The organism is Paenibacillus sp. J2TS4, assembly GCF_018403245.1.
Taxonomy (GTDB): domain Bacteria; phylum Bacillota; class Bacilli; order Paenibacillales; family NBRC-103111; genus Paenibacillus_L.
The window spans coordinates 157,073-180,249 of record NZ_BOSH01000015.1 but is presented as its reverse complement, the minus strand read 5'-3'; the positions used below and the strand labels follow the sequence as shown (position 1 = coordinate 180,249).

Sequence of the window (23,177 nt, the reverse complement as noted above, 5' to 3'; positions counted from 1 at the left end):
CTTCTTAAAATGTTTGTGTGGTAACTTTCATTTTACAGGAAAAGACGGTTTTTTTGTGTACATTTTTAACATTCAACAAAAACGGGGCGTCCAGTCAGTTTTCACTGGCTTTCTGGACAGCCCCTTTATTTAATCTTTACGGTACTGAATCCTGCTCCACAATTTCCCCAATCGAAAGAGGAATTGCCCGATAATATGTGGAACAGCTAGAAGCTGGGTTTTAAACAGGGAAGGAGGGGGCCTTCATGAATTGGATTCGCTCATTAACGATCAAGAAGAAGCTGACTTTGTTTTTTCTCGTTTTTTTCTGTATCCCGTTTCTGATTATCGGGGTGATATGGTATAACAAGTCGACCCAGACGATCGAGAACAGCGCGGTGTATTACAATACGCAGTGGGTCAGGCAATTAAATAAGCGCTTGGACGAATATTTCGCCAGAATCAAGCTGGATACGCAGACGCTTCCAGGCGATCCGAGGATACAGCAGTTTGTCAAATACGATCCGAGCGACGCCTATAGCTTGTATCTGCTGAAGCAGGAGATCAGTCAGGAGGTTTATCCGAAAATTGCCTACGGCAATAACGAATTTGCCGGGTTCTATATGTATTCGCTCAAAGGGGCGGTTCTTGGCGATCAGATAGCGGATCGACTAGGCGTCAACTTCCGGGATTTTAACGAACAAGAGGAGAGCTTCAAGGTCATAGGCATTCAAAAAGTAGGGGGAGTCCCCGTAGTCATGGTGCAGCGGGGCATTTTTGACAATGTCACCTTCAGCTTCGCCGGAGCCATGATCTATGCTTTCTCGCTGGAGCGGATGCTGGATATGGGGGATAGCCGAAAGCTCGGTGACGATGACCATATCGCAATTATCGATGCGGCCAATAGGCAATTTCTGTATCATTCCGATTCTGCCAAATGGGGGGAAGAGGTCCCGAGTGGCTGGAGGGACAAACTGGAGGAAACAGGCGGTTATTTCATCGACCGCACTTCGGAGGACCATAAAATGATCGTATATCATACTTCCGAAGCTACCGGAATGACGCTTGCTTCAGAGGTTCCTTTGAATCAATTGGTGGGCACTCTGCCCAATTTACGAACGATTACGGTGATTGTCGGACTGGTCATTCTCGCTCTGGCCTTTATTACCTTTAATAAAATTTTGTTGGAAGTAAAGAGATTGGTCGAGGTTATTCACCTTTCCCGAATCGAGCACAAAGACATGGAGCTCAAGCAGAGAGAGGCGCGTCTTCAAGCGCTGCAGTCTCAAATCAACCCGCATTTTCTGTATAACAGTCTGGAGATTATCAATTCCTATGCGGTGGTAGCCAAGATCAGGCCGATCAGCCAGATGACGGTCATGCTGGCCGGCATGTTTCGTTACAGTGCCAGTGATCCCCAGCATCTCGTTCCGCTTCGCGAGGAAATTCATCATATTCGCAATTACTTGCGAATACAGCAGGAACGCTATGAGCTATTACGATTCCAGATAACGGTAGAGGACAGATACCTCGATCAAGTTCAACTATTCAGGCTGATCCTCCAGCCCATTGTTGAAAATGTTATTATCCATGCTTACGAAAATCATGGGCTTCACCCCGGCGAAGTTCTTGTCACCGGCCAACCGGCAGACGGCTGCTTCAAGCTGCAAGTGATCGATAAGGGGAGAGGAATGGCACCGGACACTATGGCTAAATTTAATGCCGCCTTTGATTCCGAAGACGTGGAGTCGGCCGGGAAGGCCATTCGTCAAATCGGCCTCTGGAATGTGCATAGCCGGTTGCGGCTGGCCTTTGGCTCTCCTTACGGGCTGCATATCCTGCATTCCGATGAAGCGGGCACCTGTCTCGAAATCCGGCTTCCTTACCATTCCACGGACGAGATAAGCGCATGAATCTGGCCGGCAGCGAGGAATTGACCATAATTTCCTTAGTTAGACCATAGGAGGGTGCGCACGGCCATTGATATAATCGGTTGCAAACATAGAAAGGGAGGTAGACCGAAGATGAAAGGACGGTCAAAAGCAATAGGTTCCGTATGTCTTCTTGCTGCAGCGCTTACATTGCCTGCTTGCGGAAGCGGTGCCAAAGAAACGAAGGGGGCAGGCCCGGAACAGGAGGCGAAGCCGGTCAAGCTTCATATTCTGACTACAGACGGCGGGGGAATGTTCGCGGCACAGGCTCCGGCTAGTGAAAAAGAAAAATATATAAAGGAACTGAGTCGGCTGTCAGGCTATGATCTCGATTATGAATTAATGACTTGGGGAGGCGGGGCTGACTACAATCAGCAGCTAGCTCTTCGCTTTGCCTCCAGAGATTTGGGCGATCTGGTGATGACCAGCGGAATCAGCTCGAATGTGCATGCCGGCGCTGTCGATCAGGGGGTTTTCCTGGAACTGGACGAGCTTCTGGACAAATACGGCCCCAATATTAAGAAAAATATTCCCGAGGTGGCCTGGAAGAGTCCCCGCGTTCTGAAGGACGGCAAGACGTATGGCATCCCGATTCTTGCGGCGGCTCCGGCAACCCGGATCATGTTCATCCGCCAGGATTGGCTCGATAAACTGAATATGGATGTGCCGACCACTCTGGACGAATTTCTGCAATTTGCCGAAGGCGTGAAGCAGAATGATATGAACGGCGACGGCGATCCGAATAATGAATATGCCCTGGCCATAACGGACAATATTGGCTGGAGCGACGTGTTTACCGGGTCCTTTGGCGTTCGGCCGGGTGCGTGGCAGATGCGTGACGGGCAGATGGAACCGGATATCATTCAACCGGAAATGAAGGAAGCAATCGCTTTTTATAAGAAGCTCTATGACAACGGTTACATTCACAAAGACTTTGTCACCAAGAAGCAAGCCGACCGCATCACCGAGATTTTCAAAGGCTATGTTGGTTCCTATGGGGCCGCCGCCAATCAATACGGGACTTTCACCGATATAACCAAGTACATTAACCAGCCGGATGCCAAGACGACCATGATTATTCCGCCGAAGGGCCCGCGCGGAGAGTCTTATTTCCAACCGCAATCAGAAGGGATCGACTTCGTGTGGGTTATTCCGTCCACAACCAAGAACCCTGAAGAGGTTATCAAATTTCTGGACTGGGCATGGGGAACTCCAGAAGCGGATAAGTTCTTCGGCTTCGGGATAGAAGGCCATAATTACACGGAGGAGGACGGGAAAATCGAATATGATGCCGAAGCTCCGGTCAACGTAGACAATCAGGCCAGCGGATTTCACCGCAAGACCATTAATGTGCGGGGCTCCAGCCGGTCTTCCCTGATCAAGTACGTGCCGGAAGAAGAACATATCATGAAAGGCTATGAGGATGCGGAGAAATCGGTTTACAAGCACGATTCGCTGGGAATGCCGCCGTTGGAATCTCTGGTGGGACATCCGGAGCTTGCCTTGGATCTGTCGGCCGGCAGCATATTCTACGATACTTTCGTGAAATTGGTCGTGGGCAAGGAAGACCTGGATGAAGGCTTCGACAAATTCGTGAAGGAGTGGAAAAGCCGCGGCGGGGATCAAATGATCAAGGAAGCGACCGAATGGTACAAATCTTTCAGACAGGGACAATAAAGGAAACGGCGTCTGGCACATCATTTTCCATTTCATCACGAAAGGAGACGTACCATTGCTTCGGAAAATCAAATGGACGGACCCTGTTGTCCTGTTTCTAATCGCGCTGCCCGGATTGCTTCACTTTCTTATTTTTAAATACATTCCTCTGGCGGGGAACATTATAGCTTTTCAAGACTTCAATTTATTTCAAGGATTTTTCCACAGCAAATGGGTAGGCTTGAAGCATTTCATCTATATGTTTAATTACCCGGAATTTTTCATGGTCTTGAAAAATACGTTGAGATTCGGATTATATTCCATTCTGTTCGGATTTCCGGCTCCTCTCATTCTGGCGCTGCTGCTGAATGAAATCCGTTTGGAATGGTTTAAGCGGACTATGCAGACCTTGCTTTATCTGCCCCATTTTCTGTCCTGGGTTATTGTCGGCGGGATCTTCGTTGAAGTCCTGGCCAATGAAGGGATAGTCAACACGATCCTGGGCCGGCTTGGCTTCGAGTCCATATCCTTCCTGACCGAGTCCAAGTACTTCTTGGGTGTCGTCATTGGTGCGGGAATATGGAAGGAAATCGGCTGGTCGATGATCATCTACCTGGCCGCCATGACTTCCATTAATCCTAACTTGTATGAAGCGGCGATGGTGGATGGGGCAGGACGCTGGAGAAGAATGTGGAGCATTACTCTTCCTTCGTTAATGCCCACGATTATCATTCTGTTCCTGCTGCGCATCGGCCATCTGATGGACGCCAATGTGGAGCAAGTGTTGTTCTTCCTGAACCCGCTGGTACGGGAGGTAGGCGAGGTGTTCGATACTTACGTATACCGGGTGGGGTTAACGGGAGGCCTCTACAGCTATACAACGGCTATCGGCATCTTCAAAGCGGTGGTCAGCGTCGTTCTGGTCGTCTCGTTGAACAAGCTGAGCAAGAAGACGACCGGGGAAACTATCTACTAGAAATGGAGGGGCTAATATGAACATGGAGCGTTCGGATAAGCTGTTTCAATGGACCAACGGTGCTGTCATCCTCCTGATTAGTCTTTCCATGATTGCTCCGATGATCCACCTGCTTGCCGTATCCTTGAGCGACCCGGTATATGCCGGGGCCAAGCTGGTTTATTTATGGCCGAAAGGGTTTTTCCTGGATGTGTATCATACCTTGTTCGGCATGGCGGATATGTGGCGCGCCATGGGGGTCAGTATCTATATCACCCTTGCGGGGACCGTGCTATGTCTCTTGCTGACTTCGTCCCTGGCCTACACCTTGACCAGGCCCCGGATGCCTGCACGCAGATGGATAGTGGGACTTATCCTGATCTCCTTTATTTTCCCATCGCCGCTAATCCCGAGCTTCCTGGTAGTCAACGCTTTGGGAATGAATAATACTCTGTGGGCGTTAATTATTCCTGGTGCACTAGGAGCTTATTATATTATCATTATGAGAACCTTCTTCTCGGGAATTTCCAAAGAGCTGATCGAAGCGGCCAAAATCGACGGCTGCGGGGAGTTCGGAGTTTTCGTGCGCATCGTTCTGCCGCTGTCCAAGGCGGTCTTGGCCACGATTGCTTTATTTCATGCGGTGGGGCAATGGAATTCTTACTTTGGCGCACTGATTTACATTCGTTCGGAGCATTTGTTTCCGCTGCAATTGAAGCTCCGCAATATGGTTCAGAACAGCAGCTTTGATTCGGGCTTCGACAGCAACATGTTCGATACGGATGTGTTGCAAACTCCGGAGATGATTAAGGCGGGCGCCATTATTTTTACGACGCTGCCGATTTTGCTGGTCTATCCGTTTTTGCAGAAGCATTTCGTCAAAGGAGCCATGCTCGGTTCCTTGAAAGAATAAAGAGTGGACGGTCTATTGTCGGCAACTGAGTTGCAGGATCCATGGGATGAAAACTTGTCCTTTTATACCGTATCTATGTCCACGAATGGCATTATCCTTAATCAGGAGTGAGTAAGACATGCTTAATGTTATGCTGGTTGACGATGAGCGGGTCGTCAAGAAAACGATCCGATCCTTGATCGAAACGGAAACGGAAGGGTTCCGGATTGTGGCTGAAGCGAGTGACGGGAGAGAGGCGCTGCAAGCTCTGGAATGCTATACCCCGGATGTCGTGATTACGGATATCCGCATGCCGGGTATGAGCGGTCTTACCCTTATGCAGGAAATGAGCCAACGCCAGACCAACACGGATTTCATAATCATTTCCGGCTACGGAGACTTCCAATATGCACAAACAGCCATTCGCTGCGGAGCGGCAGATTATATCCTCAAACCGATTGATCCGGATTATTTCGTAGCCATGCTTCAACAGTTGAAACATAAGAGGATGAGCCGTCCGTCAACCAACGAACCTGTCCATGAGCCGCAGGCCGTGGGAGAGCATAAGCATCCGATGATACAGGAAGTGCTGTCGGTTATGGCATCGCGGTACGCTGACCCGAATTTTTCATTGGGCGAGGTAGCTGACGATTTCGGGATTACCCCGAATTATTTAGGGACTCTTTTCAAAAAAGTGACGGGCGAATCGTTCATCCGATATTTGACTCGACTGAGAATAGAGCAGGCCAAACAGTATTTGCAAAAACCGTTCATCAAAGTGTATGAGATCGGACACTCGGTAGGTTTCGAGGATTATTCCCACTTTGCCAAGACGTTCCGGAAGCTGAATGGATGTACGCCAACGGAATATCGCAACGAAATGGTGAACCATTGGAACGGGTAAGAGCAGTCATTGCGATGTTCTCCGTTCATAAACAATTTATAAGAAAATCACTATCACATATATGTCTTTTAAGAGATCCCTCGCAGCTTGCGGGGGATCCACTTGGTATTTAATGGATAGTCCGATTAGACAACCACAGGATTCATCGGGTCAAATAGAGATTTGGAGACAGATTCCGGAAGGAACCGAGTATGTTCCTGAATCTTTAGAGATCATTGCGGGTCCGAATAGCGGAAAGCTGACCGACGAGAGCGGCGATGTCAAGGCGAGTTTATGGAAGAGGAAAATAAAATCGTCGTACGCTTGGGGATTGGTGCAACGGAAGAAGCTGAGGGAAGGGTCCTCAATACGGACCGGACGGCGATAAGCTGACCTATGAAAAAGGAAAAGATCCGAAGCATGGGAAGGTCACGGTAAATCCGGACGGCAACTGGACGTATACGCCGGACCCCGGCTTTGTCGGCGAGGACAGCTTCACGGTCATCGTTGACGATGGCAAAGGCGGCCGAACGAGAGCACAATCATGGTAAGGATAAAGGAGTCGGCACTCCGCCTACTGATCCTGGTGACGGTGACGGAACAGATCCAGGAAACGGAACCAATCCCGGCGACGGAACGGATCCAGACGGGGAAACGATCCTGATGACGGAACCGATCCGGATGCTGGCGGAACGCCAAATCCTCTGTCTGGCGGTGGGGTCACCCCTCCGCTCCAGCGGTGAAGGAACACCTCCGACAGAATCGGAAGATGTTGAAACACCAGCACAACCCGGAGAAGTTACGACTCCTGCAGAACCGGAAGAAGATGCAGTATTACCTACAGAACCAGAACTTTAAAGCGGGTTGGGTATTTTGTCCCTTGTTATTTGTTTTTAAATCGAAGTTGTGAAAAAATAGTAATTTTTGATTATTTTTCTTATAGCAAAGAGGATAAATGTGGATGAATGTCGTATTATCTGAAACATGCGTTTAATTTTGTCGAGGTTTAAACTTGTGTTTAAATCCGGAAGGATGGTGGTTGTCGAATCTTGGATGATGAACCCCCTAATATTTTTAGGGTTCATATCAAAACAAAATGATAGGGGAGATGACACCAAAGTCAGTTGTAATCAACTTTTGAGCAATTGACAAACTATGAAAATATGATTTTGATAACGTAATGCATAGTGGGAAAGATCGATACTGAACCACATGACCGATCTTAATAACCACGAATGGGAGGGAAACGCTTGAGTAGTACTCGCTTAACAGGAACAACCAAATACAAATTAAAGCAGTTCCTCGTTAAATTTTGTGTGTTTTTACTCGTCATTGGGGGGGTGCTGCCCTTTGTTTCGCCGGCACAAATCCATGCTGCGGAACCCCTTTCGATTAATGACACCGATTCGTATGGCATAGCTTGGCTTAGACCAAACGGTTATATTTATCAATATAGCGGGAGCGACACCAGCCCGACGCCCGTGGCCAGCGTGCAAATCACTGGAGTTCCCAGCGGAGGTCACATTTCTAACGGATTAGCCGTATCGATGACACAGAATGTTTTTTACGCATATGGGGTGGGGGCGGATGAGCAGTATATGCTTTACAAGATTAATCTTGACGGTACTGCGCAACCTGTAGCAACCTTACCCCCACTGCTCGATAATGGTGTCATTTCTCAGGACGATACGAAGTATTATTATATGTATACTGATGACGAAGGGACTCACCATCTTGGTTCTTATGACTTGACTACCGGGCAACAGACTTCCGTTGAAATAAAGGGTGTTAAAACGGATCGTGCTGCAGATTTGGTTATCGATAGCCATGGGTATGTATGGTTTACTTCATTAACTGCCGACTTTATTTACCAGATGGATCCTGATACCGGTGAGGTTTTACGCAGTGTCCCCGTCACAAGTTCCGATGGGAAAAATGTTTCTGATTATGTAGGAGTTCGAGGACTCAGCTTCTTGCCCAACGGTAACATGCTGATATCCAGCGGTTCGAGTACGACCGGTCCGACATATTTTGTGCTTAACCCTTCTACACTACAAACAACTTTCATTGGCTCCGGTACGGGACCATTAGTATATGATTTAGCATCACGGGTAACACCAAACTTTGACCCTAATCCTCCTGAGCTTGAATCTAAAAAAGAAGCAGAGATTCAAGAAAAAGCGGAAGGCAACACGGATGCGGAGCATCCAGAAGTAGGAGATACGCTTCTTTACACGATTCAGACTCGAAACACGATCGAAAACAGTCTGGTAAAAAACCTTGTCATCTCGGATACGATTCCGGAAGGATTGGAATATGTATCGGGTACCCTGACTGTAGATGGTACAGTCGTCAGTGATGATCAAGATGATGATCAAGGCGAGTTCGCCGGTTCTAAAGTAACCGGAAGGTTTGGGGATGTAACGGATACCGAATGGCATATCCTTTCGTTCCAAGTGAAGGTTACTTCTGGACAAGCTGGCCAGAGCATTGAGAATATCGCGGCTGTCACTGGAGACAATCTAGACAAGCCGGACGAGCCGAATCATACTGTTGACGTGTACCCGCTTGATCCGACAAATCCTCCAAACGCCTGTTCAGCAGCAGTGGCGTTGATAAACGGTAGTTTTGAGGACGGAGCTGAAAGAGGTTCTTATGATCCTACAGGACTCTATTTTTATGAATCCGAGGTTCCGGGGTGGTTAACAACAGATGATGCAATGGGAGTAAAACTTATAGAGATATGGAATTATAAGTTGGGGCTTCCTGGAGCTGTAACCAATTTTGCACCACCGGTAGACGGTGACAGATGGGCAGAATTAAATGCCTATGAGAATGGTATGTTATATCAAGATATAGAGACCACCCCTGGTCAAACTATCTATTGGCGTTTGTCTCATATGGGGCGTCAAGGTGTAGATACGATGCAGGTTCGTATCGGACCGGCGACAAACGATCCGTATGATACAGTGGCACAAACTCAGATGTCTACTGGAAATACGGCATGGGAAACTTACACCGGTTCTTATACGGTTCCTGCAGGACAAACCACGACAAGATTTGGTTTTGAGGCTTTAAGCACTGCTTCGGGAAGCATTGGTGCCGGTAACTTCTTAGACGATATCTTCCTCGGAACAGAACCATGTGTAACAGCAGAGAAATCTGTAAGTGCAGAAGGTGACGTATTTGAAGGTGACGAACTTACCTATGAAGTGACGGTCAAAAATGCTGGTGGCGACATTGCCGCAAATACGGTCATCGAAGACGCCATTCCTGAAGGTGCTGAATATGTCCCTGGGTCGATGAAAATATTGAACGGTCCTAAAAGGGGCGACTTAACAGATGAAGATGATGAGGATGCAGGTCATTATGCGGATGGAAAAGTCACCTTTACTGTAGGGGATTTACCGAATACCAACGATCTACCCGAAGGAATTACGGTTCAATTTAAAGTCAAAGCTTTGTCAAGTCAGGTAGGAAAGCCTGTTACTAACAAAGCGCAAGTCACATATAAAAATTTGTTAAAAGATGCTGATGGGGAAGTCTGGTCGAACGAAGTAACCAACAATGTCGTAGAAAGGCCAGATCCGCCAAATGCTTGTACAGCACCAGTGGCGTTGATTAATGGAAGTTTTGAAGAGCCGCCATTTTCACCTAATGATTCGCGATTAAAAAAGCAGAGAGGCTGGTTTGATGCCCCTCAAGATGCTGTTCCAGGGTGGAAAACTACTGACAGATCAGGTTTATTCGAAATCATGAATAAATCTTTGGGCGATGAAATTCCACCTGGTGATCCATATGAAAACTTGAAAGTTACCCCAGCACATGGGCAACAGTTCGCGGAATTGAACAGCCGAGAAGCGGCACAGCTTTATCAAGATGTAGAGACGACACCAGGACAAACGATTTATTGGCGTTTGGCCCACAAAGGTCGTACTGGCCAAGATACAATGGCGTTAAAGATAGATTCAGCTACCGTTGATCCGAAAGACCTGAAAACGATTGAAACAATGACCAGTGGTAAAGATGCATGGGAATATTATTCTGGTTCATATGTTGTTCCAGCAGGTCAAACGAAAACTCGCTTTGGTTTTGAAGCAGTTTCCAGCGCTTCGGGGGGAAATGCAGCAGGAAATTTCCTAGATGATATCTTCCTAGGAACCGAACCGTGTGTCGTCGCAGAAAAAACGGTTTCTCCAGAGGGAGAAGTCTACGCTGGCCAAGAATTAACGTATGAAGTAACCATTAAGAACAATGGAGGCGACATTGCGGCCAATGCAGTCTTTGAGGACGCTATTCCTGCAGGTACGGAATATGTTCCAGGCTCGTTAAAAATTACAAACGGATCAGGGCAAGGCGACTTAACAGATGAAGACGATAGCGATGCCGGTCATTTCGACGGGCAGAAAGTTATTGTTAATTTAGGAGACCTGCCAAACGCGAACAATTTACCTGATGGAATCACCGTTCAGTTTAAAGTAAAGGCTCTAGTGAATGATAGTACCAATGAAATTGTCAACAAGGCACAAGTAGGCTATGACAATCTATTAACAAATGAAAAAGAACAAATCGAATCAAATGAGACGAAAACATCACTGACTTATCAGAAACCGGTGTTAGAATCCAAGAAGACCGCCACCATCGAAGAAAAAGCGGATGGGAATACCGATGGGGAACATCCGGAAGTTGGGGACACGCTGCTGTACACGATCAGCACGAAAAATACGATCTCCGACAGCCTGGTCAAAAACCTTATCATTGCGGATGTCATTCCAGAAGGCTTGGAGTATGTGGAAGACAGCTTGAAAATGGACGGTGTGGAAGTTACGGATGCAGAAGACGATGACAACGGCCACTACAAGGACGGCACCGTCATCGGACAGTTTGGTGACATTACGGATACAGACGAACATACGATCACATTCCTCGTCACCGTTGGCGAGGGACAAGCTGGAAAAGACATCAAAAACATTGCCATCGTTGGCGGTGAAAATATGGAGGAGCCGGATGAGCCAGAGGAAGAGCTCATCGTTTATCCACGCGATCCGGTTCTAGAGTCGAAAAAATCGGCGAAGAACTTAGAAGAAGGCAAAGCCAAATTCGAAGTCGGCGATACGGTCGTTTACACGATTGAGACCCGTAACACCGTCACAGAAAGCTTGGTTGCCAACCTAACGATCTCTGACACCATCCCTGACGGACTGGAGTACGTCTCTGGCAGCTTGACAATCGATGGCGAACCGGCCACCGATGCGGAAGGCGACGACAACGGCCACTACAAAGATGGCACCGTTGTTGGTCAGTTGGGCAATGTAGAAGATGCTAATTGGCATACACTTGTGTTCCATGCCAAAATCTTGAGCGGTCAATCTGGCAAAACGATTCAGAACGTCGCAACCGTTAATGGCGAAGACATCGAAGAGCCGGATGAACCAGAAGAAACCGTCAAAGTGGATCCGAAGTATCCAAAGTTAGAGTCGACAAAGTCATCGAAACTGGAAGAGAAGGCAGCAGGCAATAACGATGCCGATCATCCAGAAGTGGGCGACACCATTCGTTACACCATTACAACAAGGAATACGATCGAAGATAGCTTGGTCGAAAACCTGGTCATCACCGACGCCATTCCGGAAGGTTTAACTTATGTGCCAGACAGCCTTGAAGTCGATGGCCAAAAAGTAACGGATACCGATGACAATGATGCAGGTCATGTCGTCGGAGGCACAGTTACAGGAACCTTCGGTCATGTGACGGATACCAACGATCATACGGTTACCTTCTTAGTGACCGTAGACACAGGGCAAGCTGGAGCAGATATTAAAAACATCGCCGTAGTCGGTGGTGACAATACGGAAGTTCCAGATGAGCCGGAAGAAGAAGTACTGGTCTATCCAAGAGACCCCAAGTTTGAATCCGAAAAAACGGCAGCGAACTTGGATCAAGCTAAAGAGAAATACGAAGTCGGCGATACAGTGGTTTATACCATCAGAGCTCGTAACACTGTGTCTGAGAGTATCATTAACAACTTCACGATCTCGGATAAACTGATGGAAGGACTGGAATATGTCGAAGGTAGCTTGAAAGCAGATCCGGAAGTAGACGCAACATTTGAGAATGGTACCGTTACGGCAAACTTCGGTGAAGTCAAAGACACGGAATGGCGTACGCTGACATTCCACGCCAAAATTCAGTCTGGACAATCCGGGAAGGAACTGAAAAACATTGCGACGGTGGAAGGTGAAGGTGTCCCGCCAACCCATCCAGAAGTTCCAATCACAGTGGATCCGAAAGATCCGAAGCTAGAATCGAAAAAGTCATCGAAACTGGAAGAGAAGGCAGAAGGCAATCAAGATGCCGATCATCCAGAAGTCGGCGACACCATTCGTTACACCATCACGACAAGGAACACAATCGAAGATAGCTTGGTCGAAAACCTGATCATCACCGATGCGATTCCGGAAGGTTTAACTTATGTGCCGGGCAGTCTTGAAGTAGATGGCCAAAAAGTAACGGATGCCGAAGACGATGATTCGGGTCATGTGGTAGATGGCAAGGTCACAGGAACCTTTGGCAATGTGACAGATACAGAAGAACATACGGTTACCTTCTTAGTGACCGTAGACCAAGGGCAAGCTGGTGCAGATATTCAAAACATCGCCGTAGTCGGTGGTGACAATACTGAAGATCCAGATGAGCCATCGACGTCAATCGAAGTATTTCCGCGGGATTCGACGCTGGAATCGGTAAAGACGGCGGTCAATCAGGAAGCCGGTAAAAGCGTGTTTGAAGTCGGCGACACCGTTATATACACGATTAAGGCTCGTAATACGGTAAGTGACAGTCTGATCCGCAATTTCGTCATTTCTGACGTCCTTCCGGAAGGATTGGCATACGTGCCGGGCAGTCTGAAGGTCGACGGAGTATCGGTCACCGATAGTGTGTATGCCAACGGCGCAACGGTTACCGGCAGTGTGTACGCCAACCAAGCCACAGTTACCGGTAGTGTATACGGTGAAGACGGCGCAGTCTATGACGATAACGGCTATGTTGCCGACGGTCGGATCGTCGGAATGTACGGGGATATAACAGATACAAACTGGCATACGCTGGAGTTCAAAGCGATGATCCTAGACGGCCAAGAAGGCGGTAAGATTGTGAATGTCGCCGAAGTAACCGGAGACGACATGGACAAGCCGGGTCGGCCAACGGTAGAAATCGATGTGGAGAACAAACCGCCAACCGAACCGGATAACCGTCCGCCGACGGCACCGGATTATAGAGTAACCACACCGAAGGATACGCCATTATCCGGTAAAATCGAAGGTGAAGATCCGGATGGCGATGAGTTGACGTATGAAAAAGGAAAAGATCCGAAGCATGGAACGGTGGTAGTGGACGAAGATGGCAACTGGACATATACACCGGATCCCGGCTTTGTCGGCGAGGACAGCTTCACCGTTATCGTCGATGATGGCAAGGGAGGCAAGACGGAGGTTACGATCACGGTAGAAGTGACGGAGTCGGATACTCTGCCAGTTGACCCGGATAACCGCCCGCCGACCGCGCCGGATTATAAGGTAACGACGCCGAAGAATACACCGGTATCCGGTAAAATCGAAGGTGAAGACCCGGATGGGGATCCGCTGACGTATACGAAAGGCAAGGATCCGAAGCACGGGAAGGTGACCGTGAATCCGGATGGAACGTGGACATATACGCCCGATCCCGGTTTTGTCGGCAAGGACAGCTTCACGGTTATCGTGGATGATGGCAAAGGCGGGAAGAAGGAAGTGACGGTCACGGTAGAAGTGACGGAGCCGACCCCGCCGACCGATGATGATGACGAAAGCCCGTCGCCAGGACCTGGGGGCGGAATCCCGCCAATCTCTCCTGGAAACGGTACTCCGCCAACGGATTCGGATGAGGAAACCCCATCCACCGATCCTGGCCAATTACCGCCGCCGATCAGACCCGTGGGGGGAACGCCGCCAACCAAGCCTGAGGAGGGAACACCTCCATCAGAATCTGAAGATGTTGAATCTTCGGAAGAACCCGGGAAAGTTATGCCTCCGGCAGAAACTGAAGAACCAGCATCACCTTCGGATTCCGAGGATGTGGCAAGCCCAGAGGTACCTGCAAATGATTCGCCAGCAGATTCAACGGATACACAACAACTTAACAGATTACCGAATACATCTACAAACTTATATAATTTGGGATTACTCGGGGCCGTACTTCTGTTGGCAGGCTTGTTGTTAATGAGAAGGAAAAGCAATAAAATGCAATAATCCCGGTCATAATTTCATTAGTGATCTCGGGTATGGAAATAATACGATTTGCCAACTCTCCTGCTTCCCCACATTTGGGAAGCAGGAGGGTTTGTTTAATTTTGATAGAACAGGAATTCAATAAGAATAGGCTGCTATTAAGGGGTGGGTATTTTGTACTTCTTCCCTTGCAGCTTTAGTAAAATAGTTTAACAAATTTGGTTCAACCTAATAATCAGTGCTTGATTTTCTTTCGCCACCAAACAGACTGGATTTTATACAGCTAAATAAGCCAGATCAGACGATTTTTGGCAATCTAACTGGAAATCATACAGCTAATTCGGTCCCAATCTATCCAATCCCTCTTTAACCCCATTTCTAACGGTAGGTTTTACATTTAGTCCGGAGATCTAGCGAGATTTAGCGAGAATTAACTACATCAATTACATTTAATCGGACCATCTGGAGGGCCAATCTATCAAGTGAAATTCTAATAAGATAAATCTGTCAAGGATGGCCTGTTAAAGTCAAGGACTGATTATGGTTTTGAGCCACAAATTTTAGTTATTTTTTCTTATTTTTTATATTTTTGGAGGATTAGATTGAAATATGTCGTATTGTTTAAAACATGTATTTAATTGGAGTGTGAAGCCGAAGGGTTATTTTTTCTAAAAATGATCTTTTCATGCTTCCCTCAGACTTATATTGATAAAAAATCTCCACCTTGTTTTATACACTTGTTTAAGGTGGTGATTGGCTTAAAGAAATAAATAATCGTCTACTAAGACGAACAGAAAGGAGATATAGCTTAGGTTCTTGAGAAATTTATTGGATGAGAGGCGAGAATGACAATGACAAGATGGTTGAAGAAACTGTTAGCAAGTGCTGCTATGACAATACTGCTCGCAAGCAGTTGGTCGCCCCTCGCTCCTCTAACCATTATGGGTGATGTCCAAACGGTCTATGCCGATTCAAGCCCGAATCCGGTGGATTCTCCGCCGACTAATGCATGCGGGCAAAGAGTGGCCTTGATCAATGAAGTTCCGGAGGGACAAGAGGTAACACGGTTTGCTTTTGGGTCTGTTTCGTCTGCTCCTATGCCAGGAGGAAATGATTCGTTATCCCATGGAAATGTTTTAGATGACATCTTTCTGGGTACAGGGCCTTGTGTTACAGCAACAAAGTCTGTATTGGACCAGGCTGGAAATAGGCTCGATGAATCTGAAGTAGTCTATGTGGGAGACGAGTTAACGTATGAGGTCACCGTGAAAAACGAAGGTGGCGATATTGCTGCCGGGGCTATTTTCGAGGATCTTATCCCTGAAGGTACGGAATACGTCTCCGGATCGATGAAAATCATTAATGATCCCCTTGCAGGCAATTTAACCGATGAAGAGGACAGCGACCCCGGGCATTTTGATGGGGAGAAAGTAACGATCCGCTTGGGTGACTTACCTAACACGGATACATTGCCTGAAGGCGTGACGGTACAATTCAAGGTTAAAGTTTTGCTGGATAAAATGGGTGAAAATTTAGCCAATCAAGCGCTTGTAACCTACAAAAATTTGTTGAAAAATCCTGAGGAAGAATCACAAGAGGAGCAGATTCTTACGAATCCTGTAACGATCATTCCGATGGATCCGCCCCCCATTCCACCCACTGCATGTGGAACGATTGTGCCGCTGATTAACTGCAGTTTTGAGGAGCCGCCATCTTCGGCAGATGATTCCAGACTAACCAAAAAGATAGGATGGTTTGACGCGCCAAACAATGCGGTTCCAGGTTGGAATACTACAGCCCCTTCCGGTTTATTCGAAATCATGAATAAAGTTTGGGAGATGAACTTCCGCCAGTTCATGATCTGCGTAAATTCCTCTCGCGACTTGAGTCGTGAGAGGAATTTACGCCCTTCTCTTATTAGTCACGCCCCTTTACTCCTCCTCTTTTGATTAGATAAGTGAACTTCCACTTATTTCTGAATTTCTGCTTCAAACAGGAACATATGTTTGATATAATAGAGTGTGTAGGATGTAGGTGAGTAACTTACTGCCTCGTCGAATCTTAACGTGAAGCAAGGTGACTTGACTTGAAGATCACTTTAACCGCCAAAGTGAAAATCTTACCCACTCCTGAACAAATCGAATGGTTACGACAGACCTTAGGGGCTTACCGTCTGGCAAGCGATCACCTGTCCAAGCTTGTATTTGAAGAGAAAGTTCTCTCCAAGACGAAGCTACATCAACGGACGTATCGTGAACTGCGTTCTACCTTTTCCTTACGATCTCAAATGGCTCAATCAGTCATGCGAACGGTGATCGCTCGGTACAAGTCGTTAATCGGCAATCGCCACCCCTGGACATTCGTCCGGTTCAAGAAACCGGAGCTTGACCTCGTTTGGCGTCGAGATTACTCGCTTGCGAAGCGGATGTTTTCCATCAATACCGTGCATGGCCGCATCAAGGTGGCTTATGAAACGAAAGGCATGGAAACGTATTTCGATGGATCCTGGTCCTTCGGGACTGCCAAGTTGGTCCACAAGCGAGGGAAGTTCTTCTTACACCTTCCAATGACCAAAGAAGTGGAAGAAGTCTCGGATCCATCTTTGAATCAAGTGGTTGGATTAGATATGGGCATCAACTTTGTTGTGACCAGCTATGACTCCCAAGGTCAATGTACGTTCTTTCACGGTAGACCCATTAAGAATAAACGCTCGAAGTACAAGCATTTGCGAAAGCAATTGCAGCAACTAGGGACAGCCTCCGCTCGCCGTAAGTTAAAGCGGATCGGGGGACGAGAAAACCGCTGGATGACAGATATCAATCACCGGATATCCAAGGCACTCGTCCTCCGATATGGGGCCCATACGTTGTTTGTACTGGAAGACTTAACGGGTGTTCGAAACCGTACAGAGCGGGTTCGGGTCCAGGATCGTTATGAAACCGTTTCTTGGTCCTTCTATCAGCTGCGCCAGATGATCACGTACAAGGCCAACCTCCATGGAGCCAAAGTGATCGCGGTTGATCCCCGTTATACATCACAAGCCTGCCCCAAATGTGAGCATACAGAGAGAGCCAATCGGGATAAGAAAAAGCACCGCTTCTGTTGTCAGAAGTGCGGGTATCGCTCGAATGATGATCGCATTGGCGCCATGAATCTTCAGCGCATTGGAATCCAGTACATCGCTGAAGTGGCTGTATAGGTATACCTATGCAATCGGGCAGCAGTCAACCTGCCTATGGTAACGCCACCCCAAGGAAGGAGGCTAACCGCCGTACTCACTTCCGGGCAGTTACAAGCTCGTGACTTGAGTCATGAGTTGTTGACCCTTATAAATCCTTGAAGGCACCCCTGCACATGGTAAAGGGCTACAAGACGGAAGTGACGATCACGGTTGAAGTAACAGAACCAACTGCTCGCCTATGAATAAGTTGTCAAAGACAGCTACCAATTTAGACAACCTGGCACTGTTCGGAGCTATTATCATTTCAGGCTTGGCAATGAGAAGAAAATATAGCAAAGTATAAATAATGGTTGTATAGGCCTCATTATGCGTTCCATCGTAGTCCGTAATGTTATCCAAGCTTCAGAGAATTGTAGTTCAAATGACTGCTCTCCCCGAATCCTCTAAGGATGCGGGGAGGGCATAGTTTATTTTGGAGAGATATTTTAAGGAGATAGTTTAAGTCAGAGATAGTTTAAGTCAGAGATAGTTTATGTCATTGACATTAATGGAGGAAGAAGCTATTATACAAGCATAAAGTAATTCAAAGTAATATGGTAGGAATAATACTAGTTTGAACTTGCAGGATGGGGGCACATCTCAGCACCGAGCAACGGACTTATCCAATTAAGAGCTGATAGATGACCCGATTTTCCCAATCACGCAACTATAAACAATTGACGAACATTACTTTGTTTTAATTGACTATTGTTCGTGTTTTTTGTACCATGAGAGAGTATCATACAGAAGGGGAGAAAAAAGAATGAAAAAATCATTTTTTATGCTGATGGCCCTGGTTTTATTCCTTGCAGGCTGCGCCGGGGGCGGTAATGACAACAGTCCGTCTGCAGATGGAGCTGGAAAAGGGGAAAAACCATCTGAGAAAAAGATAGCGATGGTTCTCCCGGAGAAAATTGGAGTCAATCCATTCTTCCAATTAATGGAGGACGGGCTGCAAAAAGCTGGTCAAGAATTTAATGTGAAAGTAAAAACGATAGAATCCACTGATCCCAACGCATTTGAACAAAATCTGCGTGCGGCGATAGCGGATAAGTACGATTTAATCATTACCGCTACTTTCCACGCGGAGGATGCTTTGAACAAACTGGCGGCCGAGAATCCGAATCAGGCGTTCGCTATTCTGGATACAGTTGTCGATCAGCCGAACGTCCGCAGTGCGGTGTTCCGCGAGTATGAATCCTCCTATCTGCTGGGCGCACTGGTCGGTTTAATTACAGAGAAGAACATCGTCGGGATGGTGGCGGCAGATGACATTCCATTGATTAAGAAATGGACCGTGCCGTTCGAGCAAGGGTTGAAATCGACCAATCCTGACGCCAAGTTCCTGGTCAACTATGTAGGCGGCTTTGAAGATCCCGGCCGGGCGAAGGAGCTGGCGCTGCTGCAATACTCTCAGGGAGCGGACTTCATTGTAGGGGCCGCTGCAGTAGGAGATTTGGGAGTGTTCGAAGCCGCGAAGGAAAAAGGCTTCTATACCTCGGGACAAGATATGGACCACACTGGCAAAGACCCGGAACATATCATCATGTCTCAAATCAAAGGGACCGATACGGCTACTTATGAGACCGTGAAGGATTTCATGAACGATGACTTTAGCTTGGGTACGATAGTGGACTACGGCTTGAAAGAAAATGGGGTAGGTCTTCCGTTCGTCACCCACGAAACGAAAACCGAACTGAGTCCGTTCATCGGTCAAGAAAATATTGACAAAGTCAAAGCGATTAACGAAGAAATCGTATCCGGCAAGCGGACCATTGACAATCCGCTTCAATAATAATCATTAGAATGTGATCAGTTGGAATCCAGTGCCGTCGCCTATGTGTGAGCCGACTGGATCGTCCGACTGCCCGACCGGCTGCGTACCCGCAGTCGGTCTCCTCATTCTCCGACGGATGGAGGCACTATCCTTATGTTGTTGCAAATGGAACAGATTACAAAGAAATACGGTGATTTTACAGCCAATGCCGGCGTTGATTTTGCCCTGCGCAAGGGAGAGGTGCATGCCGTCGTCGGTGAGAACGGGGCGGGTAAAACGACTTTGATGCGTATCCTGTACGGTATGGAGTCACCTACCTCAGGAGCCATCCGGCTCCGGGACCAGGAAGTTGAATTTGCCACTCCTCTAGAGGCGATTCGCAGCGGAATCGGGATGGTTCACCAGCATTTCATGCTGTTCCCGTCTTTTACCGTGGCAGAAAATATCGTTGCCGGAGGCGAGCCTGGCAAGGGCATATGGTTCGACCGCAAACAGGCAGAAGCCGAGGTCAAACAGTTGGGGGACAAGTACGGCATGCCGGTGGAACCCCGACGGCGAGTGGCCGATTGCTCGGTTGGCATGCAGCAGCGCGTCGAAATATTGAAAGTGCTGTATCAGGGAGCGGAGATTATTATACTGGATGAACCTACCGCTGTACTTACCCCACTGGAAGTTAAGGAACTGTTGGAAACTATCCAGAGACTATCCGCACAAGGCAAAAGCATTATTCTCATCACTCATAAGCTTCATGAGGTTATGGAAGTTGCTGATCGGATAACGGTGCTGCGCAATGGGCGAGTAACCGGGATGATGGAGGCGGCAGAAACCAATGTCGGGGAAGTGTCCCGGTTGATGGTCGGGCGGGAGCTGGCGGATCGGGTCAAGAGCAGACTTAAGCTCGGAGAAGCCGTTCTCGATGTCCGGGAGTTGACCGTTCAAGGGGAAGGGAAGCCTCTTCTGGATCAAGTCAGCTTCCAGGTCAAAGCCGGGGAGATCGTCGGGATCGCCGGGGTGTCGGGCAACGGGCAATCGGAGCTGCTTCAGGCGCTTAGCGGCCTTCGCAAAGCCGACTCGGGGCAGATTCGGCTCGCGGGAGCCGATGTTAGCCAGGCGGCACCAGGGCAGGTGCGCGAGGCCGGCCTGGCCCATATTCCCGAGGATCGCTACTTATGGGGAGCGGCCAAAGATGCATCGGTCGTTGAGAATGCAGTCATGGGTCACCATAGCCGATATCATAGATCGGGTTGGCTGCGGAAGACCAAGATTTCCGCCATGGTTCGCGAGTGGGTGGATCGATTCGCGGTCAAAACCTCTTCCATTGACGAGAAGGCGCAGAACCTGTCCGGAGGAAATTTGCAAAAGTTGATCGTTGCGCGGGAACTGGCGCAGAACACGCCTTTTTTAATCGCGGCGGAACCAACGCGGGGCGTAGATATTGGCGCTATGGAATTTATCCATGATCAGCTCTTGCGCAGGCGGGAAGAACAGGGAGCGATTCTGCTCGTTTCTTCAGAGCTGTCGGAAATTATGACACTGGCCGATCGGATTCTGGTCATGTTCGAAGGCCGGATTGTCGGTGAGTTGAACGGTGAAGAAGCAACGGAGGAACAGATTGGTTTGCTCATGGCGGGAGGCGATAGAGCATGAATATTTGGAAAAAGCGGGCGTCGTCTCTCCTTCACCCATTAATGGCTCTGGTCGCCGGTTTGGCCGTAGGAGCAGTCGCTATTCTGTTGGTGGGAGAATCCGTCCTAAGCACTTATGCGGAGATGTGGAAGGGCTCCTTCGGCAGCTTTTATTATTTGACCAATACTTTATCCCGGGCCATTCCGATTTTGTTGATTGGCGTTGGCCTCTCGCTTGCCTTTCGCGCCGGATTTTTCAACCTGGGGGCCGAAGGCCAGATGGTACTGGGGGCTATTGCTGCCGCGTTAACGGCCCTTTACTTGCCCGGCCCTGGCTGGTTCAAGCTGGTAGCCGCTTTGCTCGCGGGTGTCGTTACGGGAGGCGTCTGGGGGGCTATTGCCGGCTGGCTCGATGACCGGTTCAAAATAAATCTGATTATCTCTACGCTCCTTATGAACTATATAGCGACTTATTTTGCATCTTATTTAGTGAGTTCACCGTTTAAGGATACAGCCGGGTCCGCAGCTCTGCCCCAGACACCAATGATCGATGCGTCCGCCTGGCTGCCCAAGCTGTTTGCCGGCTCCAGTCTGCATGCCGGAATCTTTTTGGCCGTGGGGGCGGCAGTGCTCGTCCATTTGCTTGTCAAACATTCTGTCTTCGGATATGAAATCAACATGATCGGGCATAATCCGCTGTTTGCTTCTTATGGCGGAGTTCGTAGAGGACCGATGATGCTTGCCGGCTTGTTCATTAGCGGCGGATTGGCCGGTTTGGCCGGAACGGTCGAAGTTCTGGGCATGCAATACCGCTATTTGGACGGAGCCTTGGTTACTCCCGGCTACGCTTGGTCCGGCCTGATGGCCGCCTTGATCGCCAGCTCGAATCCGCTGGGCGCAGCATTGGCCTCCTTGCTGCTTGCCGCCTTACAAACCGGCTCCATGGGCGTGGAAAGGAATACGGAGGTGCCGCTGGAAATAGCAAGTGTCATTCAAGCCGCGATCGTCCTGTTCGTCTCGGCTAAATTCGGATATTCGTTAATCAAAAGGAGAAAGGGGAAGAAAGCTGATGGAACTGTTTGACCTTTCTCTCTTTAATTCCATGATCCGAATGGTGACCCCGATTCTGCTCGCCGCACTCGGCGGTATGCTGTGTGCCCGGGTCGGCCTGTTCAACGTCGGTCTGGAGGGCTTTGTGTTAGTCGGGGCATTCTCGGCTATCGTGGGCAATCACTATTTGGGGAATGTTTGGCTGGCCGTCCTGTTCGCCGTCTTGTGCGTCGTCCTGTATTCCTTGTTGTTTGCTTACACCAGCATCCATTTGAAAGCGAACGAAATCGTCGTCGGGATATCGCTGAACTTTTTGGCGCTCGGTTTGACCACCTTCTGTTTACGGACAATTTTCCATGTCAAGGGAGCCTATCGTGATAACGACATGGTTGGATTACCTAAATGGGACCTTCCCATCGTCAGCGATATTCCGGTGCTGGGCAAGCTGTTGGCGGGCCAGTCCCCGCTTGTCTTTATCACCTTTATCTTCGTCATCATCCTGCATATGTATTTCAGGAAGACGGTCTCGGGCTTCAGGCTGCTTGCGGTGGGAGAGAATCCGGTGGCGGCCAGAAGTATGGGGATGCGAGTTTCCCGCTATCAGTATGGCGCCGTTATAATGTGTGGGGTTCTTTGCGGCTTGGCCGGTGCTCAGTTATCGCTTGGTCAATTGACGATGTTTGCCGAAGGAATGACAGCAGGACGCGGATTCATTGCGCTGGTGGCGATGATGCTGGGCCAATCTCATCCGCTTGGAGTGATGGTTGCCAGCCTCTTCTTCGGGTTGATGGATGCATTAAGCATTCGTCTGCAGGGCTTCTCTCTGCCCACTCAGTTTACGATGATGCTGCCTTATGTGATCACTTTTGCGGCTCTTTTCTTCTTCAAGGGAAAGAAGTCTATAGGGGATTCCACTAAAGCGGGTGGAAGCTCCCGATAATC

12 protein-coding genes and 2 pseudogenes are annotated in these 23,177 nt (G+C 48.5%); all 14 read left to right on the top strand.

The annotated features are described in order from the left end of the window. Positions 1-245: 245 nt before the first annotated feature. The 14 genes and pseudogenes from KJS69_RS24785 to KJS69_RS24720 all read left to right on the top strand — a co-directional run bounded on the left by KJS69_RS24785 (position 246) and on the right by KJS69_RS24720 (position 23,175). Positions 246-1,892 carry a sensor histidine kinase gene (locus tag KJS69_RS24785; RefSeq protein ID WP_213586485.1) on the top strand — a complete coding sequence of 549 codons (1,647 nt, stop codon included), beginning with the start codon at positions 246-248 and terminating at the stop codon, positions 1,890-1,892. A gap of 111 nt (positions 1,893-2,003) precedes the next feature. Next, positions 2,004-3,587 (top strand): extracellular solute-binding protein, encoded by a 1,584-nt coding sequence (locus KJS69_RS24780; RefSeq protein ID WP_213586484.1) that lies wholly within the window; start codon positions 2,004-2,006, stop codon positions 3,585-3,587. A 55-nt stretch (positions 3,588-3,642) separates the two neighbouring features. Next, positions 3,643-4,542 carry an ABC transporter permease gene (locus KJS69_RS24775; protein ID WP_213586483.1) on the top strand — a complete coding sequence of 300 codons (900 nt, stop codon included), beginning with the start codon at positions 3,643-3,645 and terminating at the stop codon, positions 4,540-4,542. 16 nt (positions 4,543-4,558) lie between these two features. Then, positions 4,559-5,434 carry a carbohydrate ABC transporter permease gene (locus KJS69_RS24770; RefSeq protein ID WP_213586482.1) on the top strand — a complete coding sequence of 292 codons (876 nt, stop codon included), beginning with the start codon at positions 4,559-4,561 and terminating at the stop codon, positions 5,432-5,434. 118 nt (positions 5,435-5,552) lie between these two features. Beyond that, complete coding sequence (locus tag KJS69_RS24765; RefSeq protein ID WP_213586481.1) at positions 5,553-6,317, top strand: response regulator transcription factor; 765 nt, start codon at positions 5,553-5,555, stop codon at positions 6,315-6,317. A 365-nt stretch (positions 6,318-6,682) separates the two neighbouring features. Next, positions 6,683-6,847, top strand: a pseudogene (locus tag KJS69_RS30365) (Ig-like domain-containing protein); the annotation flags it as partial. Next, complete coding sequence (locus KJS69_RS24755; protein ID WP_213586480.1) at positions 6,774-7,154, top strand: hypothetical protein; 381 nt, start codon at positions 6,774-6,776, stop codon at positions 7,152-7,154. The pseudogene KJS69_RS30365 and the gene KJS69_RS24755, both read left to right, overlap by 74 nt. A gap of 1,271 nt (positions 7,155-8,425) precedes the next feature. Further along, positions 8,426-14,584 (top strand): annotated as a pseudogene (locus KJS69_RS24750) (isopeptide-forming domain-containing fimbrial protein); the annotation flags it as partial. 830 nt (positions 14,585-15,414) lie between these two features. Next, entirely contained in the window at positions 15,415-16,512 is a 1,098-nt protein-coding gene (locus KJS69_RS24745; protein WP_213586478.1) for a DUF11 domain-containing protein, read from the top strand. A gap of 137 nt (positions 16,513-16,649) precedes the next feature. Further along, complete coding sequence (locus tag KJS69_RS24740) at positions 16,650-17,762, top strand: RNA-guided endonuclease TnpB family protein (RefSeq protein WP_213586477.1); 1,113 nt, start codon at positions 16,650-16,652, stop codon at positions 17,760-17,762. A 784-nt stretch (positions 17,763-18,546) separates the two neighbouring features. Beyond that, a complete protein-coding gene (locus tag KJS69_RS24735) occupies positions 18,547-19,578 on the top strand; it encodes a BMP family lipoprotein (RefSeq protein ID WP_213586476.1) in 1,032 nt (343 codons plus the stop codon). A 135-nt stretch (positions 19,579-19,713) separates the two neighbouring features. After that, positions 19,714-21,207, top strand: a complete 1,494-nt coding sequence (locus KJS69_RS24730) for an ABC transporter ATP-binding protein (RefSeq protein ID WP_213586475.1) — start codon at positions 19,714-19,716, stop codon at positions 21,205-21,207. Further along, a complete protein-coding gene (locus KJS69_RS24725; RefSeq protein WP_213586474.1) occupies positions 21,204-22,268 on the top strand; it encodes an ABC transporter permease in 1,065 nt (354 codons plus the stop codon). The genes KJS69_RS24730 and KJS69_RS24725 overlap by 4 nt, the downstream gene beginning before the upstream one ends. Beyond that, positions 22,255-23,175 carry an ABC transporter permease gene (locus KJS69_RS24720; protein ID WP_213586473.1) on the top strand — a complete coding sequence of 307 codons (921 nt, stop codon included), beginning with the start codon at positions 22,255-22,257 and terminating at the stop codon, positions 23,173-23,175. Before KJS69_RS24725 ends, KJS69_RS24720 begins: the two co-directional genes overlap by 14 nt. The last annotated feature ends 2 nt before the right edge of the window (positions 23,176-23,177 follow it).

Excerpts from the sequence above, each read along its gene's own strand:
- KJS69_RS24785 (WP_213586485.1), top strand. The coding sequence starts at position 246 with ATGAATTGGATTCGCTCATTAACGATCAAGAAGAAGCTGACTTTGTTT.
- KJS69_RS24780 (WP_213586484.1), top strand. The coding sequence starts at position 2,004 with ATGAAAGGACGGTCAAAAGCAATAGGTTCCGTATGTCTTCTTGCTGCA.
- KJS69_RS24770 (WP_213586482.1), top strand. The coding sequence starts at position 4,559 with ATGAACATGGAGCGTTCGGATAAGCTGTTTCAATGGACCAACGGTGCT.
- KJS69_RS24765 (WP_213586481.1), top strand. The coding sequence starts at position 5,553 with ATGCTTAATGTTATGCTGGTTGACGATGAGCGGGTCGTCAAGAAAACG.
- KJS69_RS24745 (WP_213586478.1), top strand. The coding sequence starts at position 15,415 with ATGACAAGATGGTTGAAGAAACTGTTAGCAAGTGCTGCTATGACAATA.
- KJS69_RS24735 (WP_213586476.1), top strand. The coding sequence starts at position 18,547 with ATGAAAAAATCATTTTTTATGCTGATGGCCCTGGTTTTATTCCTTGCA.
- KJS69_RS24730 (WP_213586475.1), top strand. The coding sequence starts at position 19,714 with ATGTTGTTGCAAATGGAACAGATTACAAAGAAATACGGTGATTTTACA.
- KJS69_RS24725 (WP_213586474.1), top strand. The coding sequence starts at position 21,204 with ATGAATATTTGGAAAAAGCGGGCGTCGTCTCTCCTTCACCCATTAATG.
- KJS69_RS24720 (WP_213586473.1), top strand. The coding sequence starts at position 22,255 with ATGGAACTGTTTGACCTTTCTCTCTTTAATTCCATGATCCGAATGGTG.